Annotated in this window: 9 protein-coding genes; 8 read left to right on the top strand and 1 reads right to left on the bottom strand. The window is 42.1% G+C overall.

Annotated features, from left to right (window positions below):
- Nucleotides 1–9 precede the first annotated feature (9 nt).
- Nucleotides 10–2,082: an ATP-dependent DNA helicase DinG gene (gene dinG / locus KO533_RS03420; protein WP_173245594.1), complete on the bottom strand. Its 2,073-nt coding sequence runs from the start codon at nt 2,080–2,082 to the stop codon at nt 10–12.
- 137 nt (nt 2,083–2,219) lie between these two features.
- On the opposite strand from dinG, the gene KO533_RS03415 reads away from it, so the two are divergent.
- The 8 genes from KO533_RS03415 to KO533_RS03380 all read left to right on the top strand — a co-directional run bounded on the left by KO533_RS03415 (nt 2,220) and on the right by KO533_RS03380 (nt 17,040).
- Nucleotides 2,220–4,667 (top strand): DNA polymerase II, encoded by a 2,448-nt coding sequence (locus KO533_RS03415; protein ID WP_219252866.1) that lies wholly within the window; start codon nt 2,220–2,222, stop codon nt 4,665–4,667.
- A gap of 222 nt (nt 4,668–4,889) precedes the next feature.
- Entirely contained in the window at nt 4,890–6,101 is a 1,212-nt protein-coding gene (locus KO533_RS03410) for a porin (protein ID WP_113938841.1), read from the top strand.
- A gap of 270 nt (nt 6,102–6,371) precedes the next feature.
- Entirely contained in the window at nt 6,372–9,008 is a 2,637-nt protein-coding gene (locus KO533_RS03405) for a TonB-dependent receptor (protein WP_028760444.1), read from the top strand.
- A gap of 820 nt (nt 9,009–9,828) precedes the next feature.
- Nucleotides 9,829–12,819 (top strand): TonB-dependent receptor, encoded by a 2,991-nt coding sequence (locus KO533_RS03400; protein ID WP_219252863.1) that lies wholly within the window; start codon nt 9,829–9,831, stop codon nt 12,817–12,819.
- A 1,138-nt stretch (nt 12,820–13,957) separates the two neighbouring features.
- A complete protein-coding gene (locus KO533_RS03395; RefSeq protein WP_113938838.1) occupies nt 13,958–14,740 on the top strand; it encodes a DUF3450 domain-containing protein in 783 nt (260 codons plus the stop codon).
- A complete protein-coding gene (locus KO533_RS03390) occupies nt 14,740–16,095 on the top strand; it encodes a MotA/TolQ/ExbB proton channel family protein (protein WP_173496514.1) in 1,356 nt (451 codons plus the stop codon). The genes KO533_RS03395 and KO533_RS03390 overlap by 1 nt, the downstream gene beginning before the upstream one ends.
- Nucleotides 16,095–16,622, top strand: coding sequence for a MotA/TolQ/ExbB proton channel family protein (locus tag KO533_RS03385; protein WP_113938836.1), 528 nt, complete (start codon nt 16,095–16,097; stop codon nt 16,620–16,622). Before KO533_RS03390 ends, KO533_RS03385 begins: the two co-directional genes overlap by 1 nt.
- Nucleotides 16,623–16,635: 13 nt before the next feature.
- Entirely contained in the window at nt 16,636–17,040 is a 405-nt protein-coding gene (locus KO533_RS03380; protein WP_037428129.1) for a biopolymer transporter ExbD, read from the top strand.
- The last annotated feature ends 1 nt before the right edge of the window (nt 17,041 follow it).

Below are 17,041 nucleotides of genomic sequence, written 5' to 3'. Positions count from 1 at the left end.
ATTTTAATCCTACTCTATAACACGTCTAAAGGGCGGTAAGGCATCCAGTAAGGACTTGCCATAGCGTTTAGTGACTAACCGCCTATCTAAAATGGTCACTCGGCCATAATCTTGCTCTTTACGCAGTAATCTACCACAACTTTGAATAAGCTTACGTGAAGCATCTGGGATCGTCAGTTGTAAGAAGGGATTACCGCCTTTGACTTTGACATATTCTGCATGCGCTTGCTCAACGGGCGAGGTTGGTACGGCAAAGGGCAGTTTAGTGACGATCAAGTTAGTCAGATAATCGCCGGGCAAGTCGAGACCTTCAGAAAAACTGCCGGTGCCAAACAAGATGCTTGGTTCGCCTTTATCGCATTTAGCTTTATGATTTTCTAACAATTGTTGCCGTGGCGCATTGCCTTGGATAAGTAGCTCAGTGGTGAGTTTACCTTCAAGTAATTCAACCACTTTTTCCATCTGCCAGTAGGAGGCGAATAGCACTAAGGTTGCCATTTCGCCTTCAATAAGGGTGATGATTTGTTCGGCAAGTTCAGCTGTATAGGCATCATCCGTCGGCTCAGTGCGCATTTTGGGTAAATAAAGTGTCGCATTATTGGGGTAATCGAAGGGCGATTGTAAGGCTAAATAACGACTGCCATCGTTGAGTGATAACCCCACCTGATGTACGAAATGGTCGAAGTTATTGAGTGCGCGCAGCGTGGCGCTACATAAGACTACGCCTGCGGCCTTTTGCCACAGCATGGATTCCAGCATAAAGCCGACTTCGATAGGTGAAGCGCTAAATAGATAATCCACTTGTTTACCTGTGATAAGTTCAACCCAGCGCGCCATAGGGGCACCTTTATGTTTATCTTCCTTGGCCATCATCCTCCATAGTTTCTGCAGGTTTTCGAGCCTTTGCAGCATAAATCCGGTTTCGGCCAATAGCGCTTCGGATTGATGTTTAGGAATGTCGCCATCTTTAATCGCCTCTGCCAGCAGTGACAGCATTTTATTAAACTGCTTGAGGGCAAGATTAGAGGTCACTGCAAGGTTTTCGGCGAGAATGAGTAATGACTCTGGTAGTTTGCCGTGCTCAAAACGCAGACGGTTTTCAGGATTGGCAAAGTGTTTGGTCTGGGTATCGCAATAGTGGGCCACTTGATTGAGCTGGGCGATAAGATCGCCTAAGTGATCCTGCATCGCCTGCGCAGGAGCAATAATGTTGTTGCTCTTTATTTGGTTTTGCAACTTAGCGCAGGTTTTGCCAATTTTTTCGAGCCAGTCGCATGCGCCCCTCAGCGTGGCCTGAGCACTGGAGAAATCCCGCGCCACAATGGGTAAGTGATGTGCCTCATCGATAACATAAAACACGTCTTCGGGATCGGGCAAAATCACGCCGCCACCTAGCTCTAAATCGGCGAATAACAAGCTGTGGTTGGCGATGAGCACGTCCCAGGTATCAACATCTTCGCGGGCTTTATGGAACGGGCAATTTCTGTGGCTGGCGACTTGACGATGACAGCTGTGTTTGTCGCAGGCGATTTGTTGCCACAGGTGATCGGGCAGCGGCACGGCTAAGGTATCGATTTCGCCGTTCCAGCGACCTTCGTTATAGTCTTTTAACAGGCCATGCATCATAGCTACTTGGCTATTGTCAGGTTTAGTTTGCCACATGGCCATTTGTGTACTGTTGTCGTCACCGATGAGCATCGCCAGTTTCGATAGACATACATAACGTTGTCGACCTTTAACTAAGCCAAAACGGAAATTTAAGCCGGATTGCTCAAGAAAAAAGGGTAAATCTTTATGCAGTAATTGTTCTTGCAAGGCGACGGTTGCGGTAGCGATGCAGACCTTTTTCTTGCTCGCTAATGCCAGTGGAATGGTACCGAGGATGTAAGACAATGATTTACCGATCCCAGTGCCTGCTTCGACCACTATGATGCGCCTATCTTTATCATAGTCGCCAGCGAGGGTCTTAGAGATTTCCGCCACCATATAGTTTTGTTCGCGGCGCGGCCTAAAATTAGGCAAGGCGGTAGCAATATCCTTATAGATGGCGCGGATCTGGGTTTTTACATTGTCAGGTAACATGCGTCACTACTTTATCGAATTAATGCTGTACATAATAACAGTGATTGCATAGCCTAAGAAACTTTTCTGCCATTTGGCGGCATTTAAATTGAGGAACCATCTAAATTGACTAGCTATGCGATTTGGGAACCCATGCGATGAAGTCAGAGGCTACCGCGGCCGTTAGTGTACAAGGTCGAGTCTTAACACGCCATGCGATTCATCGTCATGGGAGTTTAGTGTTGCAGTATTATCTGGCTACCGCCCAAGGCCCTGTGCTGGTGGAAGTGCAAGGCACTGAACACATTTGTTTTTGTCATCAAACTGATGTCACGGCTTTGCAGTTGCAAACGCCGGGTCAAGCATTGCGGTTTGTACCGTTAGCGCTCAAAAGCTTTAAAGGCGGCGCGGTTAGTGGTGTTTATGCTAAATCTAGCAATAGTTTACGTACCTTACAGCGCATCGCTAAAGATGCCGATATCCCTTTATTTGAAGCCGACATTCGCCCCGAACAGCGTTATTTAATCGAGCGGTTTGTGGCGCTGGATGTGGCATTTTTAGGGCATTTCTCTGCGACGAGTAACATATACGCGCCGACTAGCGACAGTCTTGAGGCTAACTCGCTGCCCGTGTTTATCGCCGAGCGGGCTAAGAGTATTGCCCCTTTAACGGCTGTACATTTCCGCTGTATTTCACTGGATTTTGAATGCAGCTTTGAAGGTTTACTCTATTCAGTTGCACTATATGGTCAATACAGTGGCCGAGACGAAGAGCAAGACAGTCTCAAGCAGACTTATGAAAAAGTGATTATGGTGGGTGAGGCTGAATCAAACTCTCCCGAATATATTGAATGGGTGGCCGATGAGGCTGCACTCATTCATCGATTAATCGCGTGGTTCCATGAGTTTGATCCTGACTTTGTCATAGGTTGGTCAGTGGTGAGTTTTGACCTCGCACTCTTGTCACGCCGGGCATTATTACACCGTATTCCGCTCACCATTGGCCGCGGAGGGGCAAAGCTTGAGTGGAAAGTCGATAATAAATTTCGGCCAGAAACCTTAGTTTTACCGGGCCGTGTGGTACTCGATGGTATCGATTGGCTTAAGGCGGCTTTCTATCATTTTGAGCGGTTTTCGTTGGAATTTGTTTCGCGGAAATTATTAGGTGAAGGCAAGGCCATTCATAACGTGGATAATCGCGTTGAAGAAATTGATCAGTTGTTTAAGGCCAATAAACAAGCCTTAGCCCATTACAATCTTACTGACAGCCGTCTGGTGTGGGATATTTTTAGTCATACTCAATTATGGGAGTTCGCCCTCGCGCGAGCTGAACTAACAGGTTTAGAGTTGGGGCGGGTTGGGGCTTCGGTGGCGGCATTTAATCATTTGTATTTACCGCATTTACATCGAGCCGGTTATGTCGCACCCGATGCTCCTGCGAGTGATGGGATCGAAAGCCCCGGTGGCTATGTGATGGATTCTGTACCGGGACTTTATAAGCATATTTTAGTGTTCGATTTTAAAAGTCTATATCCCTCCATTATTCGTACCTTTTTGATCGACCCTAAGGGATTAATTGAAGGTTTGCAATTGCCCGAGTCTGACTGTGTTGTGGGGTTTCTCGGTGGCCGTTTCAGTCGGCAACAGCCCATTTTACCTAAGCTTATCCAAACATTATCTGAGCAGCGCGAAAAGGCCAAACGTGAGCACAATGCGCCTTTATCCCAAGCGATAAAAATTATCATGAACTCGTTGTATGGGGTTTTAGGTTCTCAAGGTTGTGTTTTCCACGATGCAAAGTTAGCAAGTTCGATCACTATGCGCGGCCATCAAATCATGAAACAAACCCGCGCATGGATAGAAGAGATGGGCTATCAAGTGATTTACGGCGATACGGATTCGACCTTTGTCTGGCTTGGCAGCGAGCCAGATCTCTCAGACATTAACGCCTTAGGTAACACTCTGGCGCGGGAAATTAATGCTAAGTGGCAGGCTAAGATCGGTGAAGATCATCAAGTTGAGAGTTTTCTCGAGTTACAGTTTGAACGCCACTATGAGCAGTTTTTTATGCCGACCTTAAGAAGGTCGTTAGAAGGCAGTAAAAAACGTTATGTTGGCGCGTGGCGTAATGCGAGCGATGAACTTGAGCTTACTTTTAAAGGTATGGAGCAAGTGCGCAGTGATTGGAGCCCTTTAGCGCGCAAAGTTCAAGAGTCACTCTATGAACGGATGTTTAACCAAAGGGATATCAGTGTTTATTTGGCCAGTGTGTTTGAAAAGCTGCTTGATGGTGAGTTGGATGATGATTTGGTATTTCGCAAACGTATGCGACGCAATATTGAAGATTACACGGCTAAATCTTCTCCCCATGTTAAAGTCGCTCAACAATTATGCGACTTAACAGGAGATGCCTCTTTTGGCAAGCGTGGGGCGCAGATTGATTATCTGATTACTGTAAATGGACCGGAATCCTTACTGTACAGAACGTCACCAATTGATTACCAATACTACATTGATAAGCAAATTGGCCCTATTGCCGAGCCTGTTTTTTCGATAATGAAACTAAACTACATGGATATTGCGTCAAAGCAGTTGCTGTTAATATAGTGTTTTTAATGTTCTTTATGTGTTGCGCAGGGTGGCGAATGTAGCGTTTTAACCTGTTTTGTAGAGGTTAACTGGTTTGTTTTTGTGATGTTAATCGACATATTCTTTAGGTTTAGCTTTGAGGGAATATTGAAAGTTTGCTACCCTTTAAGAGGAAATTGTAAGGAAATATAACAACGGAATGACGTTGACAGAACATAAACAAAAAAGGTTAAGCACCAAATGAACAAGACGTTAGTAGCAACTGCGCTTGCAGCAATTTTTTTAGTTCCATCAGTCTCAGCTATCGAGATCTATAAAGATAATAAAAATGCCGTAGAAATCGGTGGTTTTATTGATGCACGCGTGATCAACACTCAAGGGGAAACAGAGGTTGTTAACGGCGCATCTCGCATTAATTTTGGTTTTAATCGTGAGTTGACTGACGGTTGGAAAGCATTTGCTAAATTGGAATGGGGTGTGAACCCTGTAGGTAGTAGCGACATCGTCTATAACAATCGCTTCGAATCTGTTCAAGAAGAGTTCTTTTATAACCGTTTAGGTTACGCTGGTCTGTCCCATGACACTTATGGAACACTGACTATTGGTAAGCAGTGGGGCGCTTGGTACGATGTCGTTTACAACACTAACTACGGTTTTGTGTGGGACGGTAACACTGCAGGTGTTTACACTTATAATAAAGATGATGGCGCGGTAAACGGTGTTGGTCGTGGTGATAAAACAGTTCAATATCGCAATGCATTTGGCGATGTAAGCTTTGCAGTTCAAGCACAGTTGAAAAACAGCAGCTTCTATACCTGTGATACAACGGATGATATTTCACAAGCTCAGTGTCAAGAGAACTGGGAAAGCGGTGATAAAGCTGCTCAACAAGTAGAATACAATTATACTTATGGTGGCGCGCTGACCTATAAAGCCACTGATATGCTGACCTTAACTGCGGGTGTTAACCGCGGTGAGTTTGATGTGAGTTTTGGTAACGGCGAACAAACCACAGCGGTTGATCTTATCTACGGTGCGGGTATCACTTGGGGTAACTTCGATAGCAATGGCTTATACGCTGCTGCAAACGTTAACAGACAAGAAAATCATGACACAGACAATATTGGTCGTTTGATTAAAGACGCCTATGGTATTGAAAGTTTAGTTTCATACAAGTTTGACAATGGGTTACGTCCATTCATTTCTTACAACGTGCTTGATGCCGGTAAAGACTACGTCATTCAACCTAACTTTAATGCCGATCCTAACGATGAGTTCAAACGTCAGTTTGTCGTGGTTGGTTTGCATTTTGTATGGGACCCAAACACAGTGCTTTACGTAGAAGCACGTAAAGATTACAGCGATTTTACCAGTGCAGATAAAGAACAAGAAGCTAGAATGGCGCTTTCAGAATCTGACGGGGTTGCCATCGGTATCCGTTACACACTTTAAGTTTCCAGTTTCTATATAGTAGAAACCACTGTTTTAACAAAAAGCCAGTCAGTAATGACTGGCTTTTTTGTTTTTAACGATAAGTCAATTTGTAATAAAAATACATTGTGCATTATTTGTTTGTATTTGGTTATCTTTTTGTTGATTAAATGTCTCTCATATGATTTTATGCTCCCGCAGCACTTCGGAATGTTTAAGGTGCTCTTGTTTAAAACTGCTTATTAAATAAGCAAATTATAATAAAAACATGATTTTCCCGGGAGATTGACAATGCATAAAAAAAACTTGATAGCAAAATCTGTGCGCTTTGCACTGATTAGCGGTGTGACTGCTACGGTATTAAATGTACCTTTTACATTTGCAGATGATAAAGATGGAGCAAAAGTTGAGCGTATAGCTGTAACTGGTTCGCGAATTAAACGCGCAGATATGGAAACGGCTAGCCCTGTTAGCGTGATTGATGCTTCAGCCATTATTTCCTCTGGTGCAATATCGATTGATGATGTTTTGCAGAAAATGACTTCGGCTGGCGGTGCTATGACTAACGCTGGCATAAATAATGGTTCTGGTGGTAATTCTCGCATAAACCTCAGAGGATTAGGCACTAACCGTACTCTAGTTTTGGTTAATGGTCGTCGAATGATTGCTTCTGGTACAGGAGCTGCTTCTACTGTTGACCTTAATACGATTCCAGTTTCTATGATCCAAAGAGTTGAAGTACTTAAAGATGGTGCTTCTGCGGTTTATGGTACAGATGCTATTGCTGGTGTGGTTAACGTAATTTTGAAAAGAGACTTTGAAGGTTTTGAAGTCAACGCCCAAACCGGCATTTCTGGAGAAGGTGATGCTGACGAGTCTACGATTGATATGACTTTGGGTAACACCTTTGATAAAGGCAATGTCGTTATAGGCGCACAGTATACAAAGCGTGGCGAGGCAAGCCAAGCTGATCGTGATTTTTCTGATTGCCCTGTAACAGAAACTAAGCCTGATGCAAGTGGTAAAATTAGCTTGTTTTGCGGTGGTAGTGGTTATTCTCAAGGTGGTCATATTTGGGGCGATACTGCAGATCTAAGTGGTAGAGGTGGTACTTACCATGATTATGTTACTGCAAATGATGCATATAACTATGCGAAAGATAGTTATCTATCGACGCCAATGGAACGCTTGAATCTCACGGCTGCTGGAACCTATGAGCTGACAGATACAACTCGTTTCTTTACTGAGGCTATGTATTCAAAGCGTTGGTCAAATCAACAAATGGCTCCTCAACCAATTTGGAACAGCGATGCATGGGTTTATAATCCTATTTCAGCTGGTGGTTGGATGACCGATGACCTGCTGCCATGGGTTAAGCCTGGAGAGGAACTCTCTTATGGTCGTCGCATGGTTGAGTCCGGTACCCGTGACTTTAGTCAAGTTGTAGACACTATTCGTATTGTTTTAGGCGTAGAAGGTGAATTTGATAATGGCTGGAGTTGGGATGCCTCTTATAATAAAGGTCGCAACGACTCTGTCGATACTCTGGCAAATCTACATAATTTAGGTTCAATTAATGCAGCAGTTTTAAAGGGGGAGTTTGATCCTTTTTTACAGTCTTCATGGGAAGGTGAGAGCATCACTCCATTCATTTATACCGAAGTAAATAGTGGTGGAAGTGAGTTAGATATTATTGCTGCAACCTTATCGGGTGATATTGTTGAGTTACCAGCGGGTATGATGGGCTTTGCTGCTGGATACGAGAATCGTAAAGAAGCTGCAAAGTTTACACCAGATTCATTAACAGCACAGGGGTTAGCTAATGATCCTAGGGTAGAACCTACCGGTGGTGATTTTAGCGTTAATGAAATTTATGCTGAATTGGCTATCCCATTGTTAAGTGGGTTACCACTAGTGGAACAACTCGATCTAAGTGCTGCAATGCGTTATTTTGATTACAGCACGTTTGGTGATGACACTACATGGAAACTAGGCTTAACTTGGCGAGTATATGATGACCTTATGTTCCGTGGGGGGTTGTCTACTGCATTCCGTGCTCCAACTGTTGATGAGTTATATGGTGGTAAGTCACCATCCTTCGAACAAATTGTTCATCCTGCAACAGAACAAGACCAAGCTGAAGTCACTGTTGGCGGTAATGGGTTATTAACCCCAGAAGAAGCCGACATTACGACGATAGGTTTAGTTTATTCACCAAGCTTCGTAGATGGTCTGTCTATGACTGTTGATTACTACGATATTGAATTAACAAACACTATAACTTCTGTTGACAACAATTATATTGCTAACCAATGTTTAGATGCTGCAGGTAATAAGATCAATACTGATACTGTATTGTGTCAATCTTCTAATATTCAGATTGATAACAGTGGTCGTATTAAGTTTGACAATGGTCTACAAAATATCGGTGCGACGAACACTGCGGGTTATGACATTAATGTTGCTTATGCATTTTCAGCTCTGGGATTGGATTGGAAAGCAGGTTGGGATACATCAATTCTGACCGAATATGAAGAATTCGATCCTGATGGTGTTGCTGTGGATTATCGTGGTTACATTACCGGCGGTACGGGAGCATATGCTAAATTCAAGAGTAATATGAACATCACTGCTAGTGCAGATGACTGGAGCTTTACTTATGAAGCTCGTTATATTGATGGGATGGACTCATTTGCTTGTAAAGGCAAAGAATCTAGTTGTTATGCGCCAACGGTAGGGAGTGTTATATACCATGATCTATCAGGATCTTATGATTTAACTCAAAATATTCGCCTATCAGGTGGTATCAATAACCTGTTCGATAAAGAGCCTCCCTATTACACAGGTAATAATGACTCAAACACAGATCCATATACTTATGAAATGTTAGGTCGTTATTTCTTTGTTCGTGCGAGTATGAAGTTCTAAATCCTCGTTAGCGGGAGTCATTATTCTGTTCCAGCTTTAATAATAAAAACCCTGAGGCAACTTGGGGTTTTTTATCATCAGAATGAAAAAATGGAAAACTAACTGGTAATAGCGTAATGGTCATTTAGATTAAGTCATTTATTTCAATGATTTGGTCACCTTAAATAACGAGTTCTTCTCAAATGGAAGGTAATTAAATTTTTTATTGTTATCTGTTCGACACATTTTCAGAACTCGTCAGTTCTGCCCGTGCACGTTAAATATTACAGACGTCTTTGGTCATTGTTCTTATTGGCAATCAAGGACAAGTCAAATCCAGTCAAATATCGGTATTAAAATCACTTTGGTTAAAAGTGCATGTTTAAGCAGAATTGAGGTTGTTTGTTGAAAATTATTCCCATGTTGTAATGATCTCCCCATTTTTTGCTGAACAAAATTTAGCCATAAAATGTCAGGTTTTTTGAGCACTTATACTTAAAAGTGGTTTTAAGTGTTAATTTTTTGCAAGTATTTGTGTTTGAGTTGTTTTTCAATTTGATAATGGGTAACTCTCCATCACTATAAAATAAATGCTTAAATTTCAAGCTATTATGATTTTTATTCAATTTGGCACTAGACAAAGCTTATGGCTAATCATCAGTTTTAAACTATTCACAAACAGCCGATGGCTGTGTTATTTCCGTTTCAATTGTTGATTAAGTGTTTTAAATGTGATTTTATTGGGATGATTTAGATTGTTGTGTTGCGTTTGCGTGTGACCTGTCGTGTGATGACGATGGGAATATTATAATAAAGACATACTTATATAGGGAGATTGACAATGTATAAGAACAGCTTTTTAAGCCATTCAATAAAGTACGCATTAGTTGGTAGTGCAGCTGTTGCTGCTCTAAGCACATTTTCTGTTGCTGCAGCAGAAGGTGATGCAGTTGTTGCGGAAAAAACAATTGAGAAAATTGAAGTAACAGGATCTCGCATTCGTTCAACAGACTTGCAAGGTTTCTCACCTGTGCAGGTTATTGGCGCAGATGAGATTGACACTTCGAGTGTTGCTAACGTTCAAGAATTGCTGCTTAAAAACCCAGCATTTGGTGCCCCCGCGCTTAGCCGTACTAACTCTAACTTTTTAACCTCAGGTTCTGGAGTTGCTACTGTTGACTTACGTAATCTAGGAACAGCTCGTACCTTGGTCTTGGTTAATGGACGTCGCTTTGTGTCTGGCGTACCAGGTGATACTGCTGTTGACTTAAATACAATTCCAACACAATTCATTGAGCGTGTTGAGATTATGACGGGCGGCGCTTCAGCCGTTTATGGTTCAGACGCTGTGGCTGGCGTAGTTAACATCATCTATAAAAAAGAATTTGAAGGTATTGAATTTGATGTTCAAAAAGGTCAAAGCGCCGAAGGTGATAGCGAAGATGATCAAATTCAATTTACTATGGGTACATCATCTGCTAACGGTAAAGGTAACATCATGGTGCATGGTGCTTACACTAACCAAGGGGCCGTCTACTCACGCGATCGTGATCGCTCGGCAATCGATCAAATTTCTTTAGGTGCAGCCGTGACAGGTTTGCCTGAGGATATGTTTACACCGTATCAACCTTTCTACTCAAGCTTTGCGCCACAAGGTCGTTTTGTTGTGGGTAAAGGTGCGGATGCTAAACCATATACTTATGATAAGAACGGTAACTTTATCTCTGGTTTCTCAACCAATGGAACAGATACCCGTGAAGCTGACGGCTATAACCGCAACGCTATACGTACAATTGCGGTACCGACGGAGCGCTACCTTTTTGCGGCGACAGGTAAGTATGAGTTTGCGGATGGATGGAACGCTACACTTGAAGGAACCTATGCGTCAACGCAAACACAAAGCCAGTTAGAACCCTTTGCACTGTCTTCTGTTGATATTTTTAAAGGTTCTGGTGGACAGCTTCCTGTAGAGTTTGAACAATTTATTGAAAGTGCGACTAATCCCGGTGAATATGAGCGTACTTTAGTTCGCAACTCTGTGATACCTGATGAGCTTTATAACTTAGCTACAGATACAAATGGTGATGGTTTAAGGGATATCTCTTTCACTCGCCGTATGTCTGATATAGCTAACCGTGGTAGCAGAGCTGACCGTGATACATTCCGTATTATGACTAGTATTGATGGCGAATTAGCTGACGGCTGGTTTTTAGATACTTATTTCTCATACGGTCAAAGTAAAGAAGGACAAACTGGTACTGGGCAAGTTAACGTACTGAATTTTAAATCTGCGTTAGAAGCTGTTACTGATGAATATGGTAACAAAGTATGTCGTGATGCTACTGCTCGCGCTCAAGGTTGTGTGCCGATCAATATATTTGGCGCAGGCACTGTGTCACCTGAAGCCGCTAATTATGTGAATGCACCTAGCTCGTTAAACACACTTGCAACACAAACAGTTGCAGGTATGAATATCTCTGGTGATGTCTTTGAATTACCTGCTGGTTTCGTCGGTGTTGCAGTGGGGGCCGAGTACCGTGAGGAATATGCTCGTAGTGAATTTGATGCGTTACAACAAGCTGGCTTAAATGCGGGTAATGCTATACCAAGCACTGAGGGCGAGTTTGATGTGATGGAATATTTCACTGAGGTGAATGTGCCATTGATTGCTGATGCATTTATGGCTAAGCAGTTAAATTTACGTGGTGCAGTACGTTTCTCTGATTATTCTACCGTAGGCAATACTGAAAGCTGGAACGTTGCTCTTGATTGGGCACCTATTGATGAGCTTCGTTTTAGGGCAATTCGTGCGATATCAACTAGAGCACCAAACATAAATGAGCTGTATTCACCACCAAGCCAAACTTTCCCACCTGGTTTAACTGATCCTTGTCAGGGGGTGACAGCAACAACAACAGGCGCGCAAGCTGAGGCATGCCGAACAGATGCTGGTGTGATGGCAAACATTGCTCAAAATGGGGCATTCACTTTAAATCAATCAGATATTCAAGGTATTAGTGGTTTTAACCGTGGTAACCCAGATTTAGACGCTGAAAAAGGTAAGTCATGGACTTATGGTGTAACCTACTCACCTGATGGTATTGCGGTATTAGAGGACTTTGATTTTAATATTGATTATTTCGACATTGAAATTGAAGACGCTATAGTTAGTACTGACCGTCAGTACATTTTGGATCAATGTTACGGAGGTAATGCTGCATTATGTAGTTTTGTTACCCGTCGACAAGCACCTGAAGGCCCGAACAGCGCTGGTTCTTTAGAGTATATTGACTCTGCTGTAACCAACAGCGGTGGTTATGCTACATCGGGTGTTGACTATGTCATAACTTACGCTAAAGATTTAGAAGATTATGGTTTAGTCGGTCAAACCAATGCACGTCTAGCATATACCCATGTGATTACAGGTTATGAAATACCGTTGCCAGGTGCTGAGCCCGATAATTTTAATGGGGAAATTAATGCTCCACAAGATAAGTTTTACTTATCACTAGGCTATGAAATTGGTGATTTCAATATTGTTTGGAATACGACCTATATTGGTGAGTCATTCTTAGATGATTCATTCCTGTCAGGCTACGACTTAGCTCCCGAGTCTGTTGGTGTTGGTTCTGTTACTTACCATGACTTAAATGTAGCATATCGTCCATTTGATATGGCTGAGTTTTATGTTGGTATTAATAACTTATTCGACCAAGATCCTCCACCAATTATCAGTGGATTGCCAGAAAGTAGCACTGGTGTAGAAACTGCAGCGAGTACTTATGATCCAATTGGTCGTCGTTACTATGCGGGTGTAAGATTTAAGTTTTAGTTGGTATAAAGCCCTCTGGATGCCTAGAGGGCTTTTTCATATTTACGGTATTTAATTTGGTTTTGTCTGCTAGCGGGTTAGTTAACATCAGTTCTAAATGGGTATTTTCTTTTCTAGTTGATTGATTTTTATGCCCACCTTTTTAGCCTGGAAGTCATAAGCAACTGGATCTGCGATGAAGTTCACTAAAACTCAGGCCGCTGCATCGCCTTGGATGTGTTACCTGAGAAATATTTTTCAGTTAGTCAGAAACGTTATTGATCATAAATCGGTTACGCAACATCAAGTCCAAGCATTCTTATCCTGAGTTTAAGTTAGTTAAGTTATTAAAAGCGATGCCAGTTGGCTTGAATTAGCTGTTAAACAAAGACTCATGGCGCTAAAGTTGTTCATAACAGCTTAAGAATGCCGGTATCGCTGGTGAATTAAGGAAGTGCTTCTGGCAGATAAATTCAGTTAAATAGGTTTTGAAATTGCTATATTCAGACTGATGTAAGGCCACAGCTAGGGAGTGATGACTTTATTGCAATTGGGTTTTGTTCGCTTTTATCCGCAGTTCGGATGAGTCAAATTAATGAAAGCTTCCTCTAAATTATCCATTCTAAATTCTTCTACTATTAACATTTCTCGAAAAAACGGGGTCTTCGATTTCTTTAATACTGTTTCACTCCTAATCCTTAAGTAAATTTTATTGAGAGGAGTAGGATATGAGTAAAGAGCATCTATTTGAGTCGTCTTTATGTTAAAAAATGTTAATTTTAATAAACAGGACACACAAAGTTGGTCGTTAGCTATCATTATGATTTTATAGGGTTTAAATTAATTTATTGTTTTTTGGAACAAAAAGTAATAACCCTAAAGATTCATTTCTGCCTAAAAAAACACCTTTCGTAAAAAATTTCATTATTAACGCTTCTTTACACTAGTTTTTAGTCGTCTGAAATGTTGACACAGGTCAACATTTTGTGAAATGATGCCAGCGGGTCTATGCCTGTAAGGGCGTAGGAAAGGGAAGAAAAAACTAAGAATCACAAGAGAAAGACGAACTTACAGAAATTTTTTCGGCAAGTATTTACTCCTTGTCGTTATGTTGCTGGTAAGTTAAACCTTTTTATTCACTTCAAATTGGTTGGGAACTATGTCCAAGGTAAGCAATAGAACAAAAATCGCTACTGCACTTGTTGGCGTGCTGGCATTAGCGAGCAGCAACTTAGTAGTTGCAGATCCTCTTACCGACGTGCAGAAAGCGGATAGTATGATCCATGCTGATGCTGCTGCGTCGCAAAAGAACGTTGATAAGTATTTCGATCAAGCACAAGACATGCTTTTTGAGTATGGTTCTGTCGCAGATGAGCGCGAATCACTGAAATCATATAACGATTACGTTGCAAGCTTAGTCGCTGATCAACAAAAGACAATGGATTCAGTGCAGGGTGACATCAATGGTGTTGATAAACTTCGCCAAGGTGTTGTGCCATTAATGTTTAAAATGGTTGAGTCATTAGAACAGTTTGTTCAATTAGATTTACCTTTTAATTCTGAAATACGCACTAATCGTGTTAATGAACTGAAAAAACTTCTTAATACTGCCGAAGTCACACTAGCAGAAAAATACCGTCTAATTCTTGATGCTTATAGTATTGAGCGTGAATACGGTAGTGCTGTTGCCGTTAACCAAGGTAAGTTAAACCTAGATGGTAAAGAAGTGTTGGTTGACTTCTTTAACTTAGGTCGTGTTGCTCTTTATGCACAGAGTTTAGATCAAAAGACTGGCTGGATGTACAACCCAGAATCTAAGGGTTGGGATAAGTTAGATGACAGCTATTTGCGTGAACTGACCAAAGGTATCCGCATTGCCCGTAAACAAGGCGCTCTAGATCTATTCGCGTTACCAATTCCTGCTGCGGAGACTGCACAATAATGAAGAAGTTAATTACTACAGCTGTGTTGGCTGCAAGTTTCTCTTTAACTGCTGGTATGGCGAGCGCTGCTGATGCGCCTAAGTCAATTGACCAATTATTGCAACAAGTTAAAGTTGAACGCGCTGCAGAAGGTAAAGTCAACAGTAAGCGTGAGCAAGAATTCCAAGCAGAACGTGGCGACAAAGCTGCATTATTAAAGCGTGAAAAAGATGCTTTAGCTGCTGAAAAGCAACGTGGTAAAGATTTAAACCAAGCGTTCTTAGATAACGAGCGTAAAATTGCTCAGTTAGAAGAGGATCTAAAAACGGCTCAAGGTGACTTGGGTGAAATGTTTGGTGTAGTTAAAGGTGAAGCCGGTGATTTCGCTGGTAAACTGGCAAGTTCTAACATCAGTGCTCAATTCCCAAATCGCGATAAATTTATCGCTGATTTAGGTGCCCGTAAGCAATTGCCCAAAATTGAAGAGTTAGAACAATTTTGGCAAGAGCAGCTATTTGAAATGGCACAATCTGGCAAAGTGGTTAAGTTTGAAGGTTCTGTTACCGAAATTGATGGTAACGTGAAAACGACGACTATTCATCGTATTGGTGCTTATAACTTAACGGCTGACGGTAAATACGTTGTATATAACCCTGAATTAGGTTTAATTCAGCAGTTATCTCAACAACCTGAAGGCTATCAAGTTAGCGCTGTTGCTAAATGGGAAGAAACGGCTTCTGGTACAGCACCTTTCTATATTGACCCTGCACGTGGCGTACTGTTAAACATCTTTACGAACAAAGCTAGCATGGAAGATCGTATCGAGTCAGGCGGTACCATTGGTTATATTATTCTGATATTACTTGCTATTGGTTTATTAATTGCGGTTGAGCGTTTCATTGTGCTGGCAGCTATCGGTGCAAAAGTTAAACGCCAAGCTAAGAATGTTGATAATCCAGGTAACAATGCCCTTGGTCGTATCTTGAAGGTTTACCATGAAAACAAAGATGTTGATGTTGAAACATTAGAGTTGAAACTGGATGAAGCTATTCTGAAAGAAACGCCTGCATTAGAAGCTCGAATTTCAATTTTGAAAGTCATTGCAGCTATCGGCCCAATGTTAGGTCTGCTAGGTACAGTAACTGGTATGATTGCGACCTTCCAAAGTATCCAACTGTTCGGTACTGGCGATCCTAAACTGATGGCGGGTGGTATCTCTATGGCTCTGGTTACTACAGTACAAGGTCTGGTTGCAGCTCTGCCACTGATGTTACTACATGCAATACTCGTTGCGCGTAGCAAATCAATCACCCAAATTTTGGAAGAGCAAAGTGCGGGCATTATCGCTGCACATGCTGAGAAGAGGGCTAACTAATGATGCTATACCTGATGGACATATGGGATTCCGTCAGGGGCTTCATGGCCGCTGGAGGAAACGTCCTTTGGTTGGTTGCGTTTGTATTGTTCTTCATGTGGGTATTGATGCTTGAGCGTTATTGGTATCTTAATTGGATATCACCAAAGCAACATAAAGCTATCATATCTGCGTGGGATGCTAGAGAGGAAACAACCTCTTGGTACGCACACCGTATCCGTGAAGCTTGGCTGTCCCAAGCGAAGCAAGATTTGAATGCACGTATGCTGATGATTAAAACCTTAGTAGCTATTTGTCCTATGATAGGTTTGTTAGGTACCGTAACCGGTATGATTTCAGTGTTTGATGTGATGGCAGTTCAGGGGACGAGTAATGCTCGTTTAATGGCGGCTGGTATTTCAATGGCGACTATGCCCACGATGGCGGGGATGGTTGCAGCATTATCGGGAGTATTCTTTAGTACTCGTCTGGATGTAAAAATGAAAATCAGTTTAGAAAAGCTAAAAGACAGCATGCCGCACCACTAGAGAGAGATTGAACATGGCACGTAAAAAGCATTCCAGTGTAGACGAGGAAGCGCAAATTGATATGACACCGATGCTCGACATCGTGTTTATCATGTTGATCTTCTTCATTGTAACAACGTCATTTGTGAAACCTTCTGGTTTGGATTATAACAAACCAAAAGCTTCACAAGCGACTTCAAAGCCTTCGGCTAACATCTTTATCGGCGTCAGTAAAACAGGCGTGATCATGATGGAAAACCGTCAGGTTGATATCGAACGTGTAACGGCAAACGTTGAGCGCATGCTGGCTGAAGCTCCTGAAGCTGCTGTATTGATTCAGGCTGATAAAGACGCAATGCACGGCTTAGTTGTTAAAGTTCTAGACCAAGTCAAAGCGGCTGGTATAGATAAAATTTCGGTATCTGCGGGGAACGATTAAT

The sequence above is a fragment of the Shewanella sp. NKUCC05_KAH genome (assembly GCF_019345585.1).
GTDB classification, from domain to species: domain Bacteria; phylum Pseudomonadota; class Gammaproteobacteria; order Enterobacterales; family Shewanellaceae; genus Shewanella; species Shewanella oncorhynchi.
Note: the sequence above shows the minus strand (reverse complement) of the source record. Positions and strands in the feature narration are given on the sequence as shown.

What these genes read in the sequence shown, in the direction of transcription:
- dinG (WP_173245594.1), bottom strand. Translation starts at nt 2,082, where the DNA reads ATGTTACCTGACAATGTAAAAACCCAGATCCGCGCCATCTATAAGGAT.
- KO533_RS03415 (WP_219252866.1), top strand. Translation starts at nt 2,220, where the DNA reads ATGAAGTCAGAGGCTACCGCGGCCGTTAGTGTACAAGGTCGAGTCTTA.
- KO533_RS03410 (WP_113938841.1), top strand. Translation starts at nt 4,890, where the DNA reads ATGAACAAGACGTTAGTAGCAACTGCGCTTGCAGCAATTTTTTTAGTT.
- KO533_RS03405 (WP_028760444.1), top strand. Translation starts at nt 6,372, where the DNA reads ATGCATAAAAAAAACTTGATAGCAAAATCTGTGCGCTTTGCACTGATT.
- KO533_RS03400 (WP_219252863.1), top strand. Translation starts at nt 9,829, where the DNA reads ATGTATAAGAACAGCTTTTTAAGCCATTCAATAAAGTACGCATTAGTT.
- KO533_RS03395 (WP_113938838.1), top strand. Translation starts at nt 13,958, where the DNA reads ATGTCCAAGGTAAGCAATAGAACAAAAATCGCTACTGCACTTGTTGGC.
- KO533_RS03390 (WP_173496514.1), top strand. Translation starts at nt 14,740, where the DNA reads ATGAAGAAGTTAATTACTACAGCTGTGTTGGCTGCAAGTTTCTCTTTA.
- KO533_RS03385 (WP_113938836.1), top strand. Translation starts at nt 16,095, where the DNA reads ATGATGCTATACCTGATGGACATATGGGATTCCGTCAGGGGCTTCATG.
- KO533_RS03380 (WP_037428129.1), top strand. Translation starts at nt 16,636, where the DNA reads ATGGCACGTAAAAAGCATTCCAGTGTAGACGAGGAAGCGCAAATTGAT.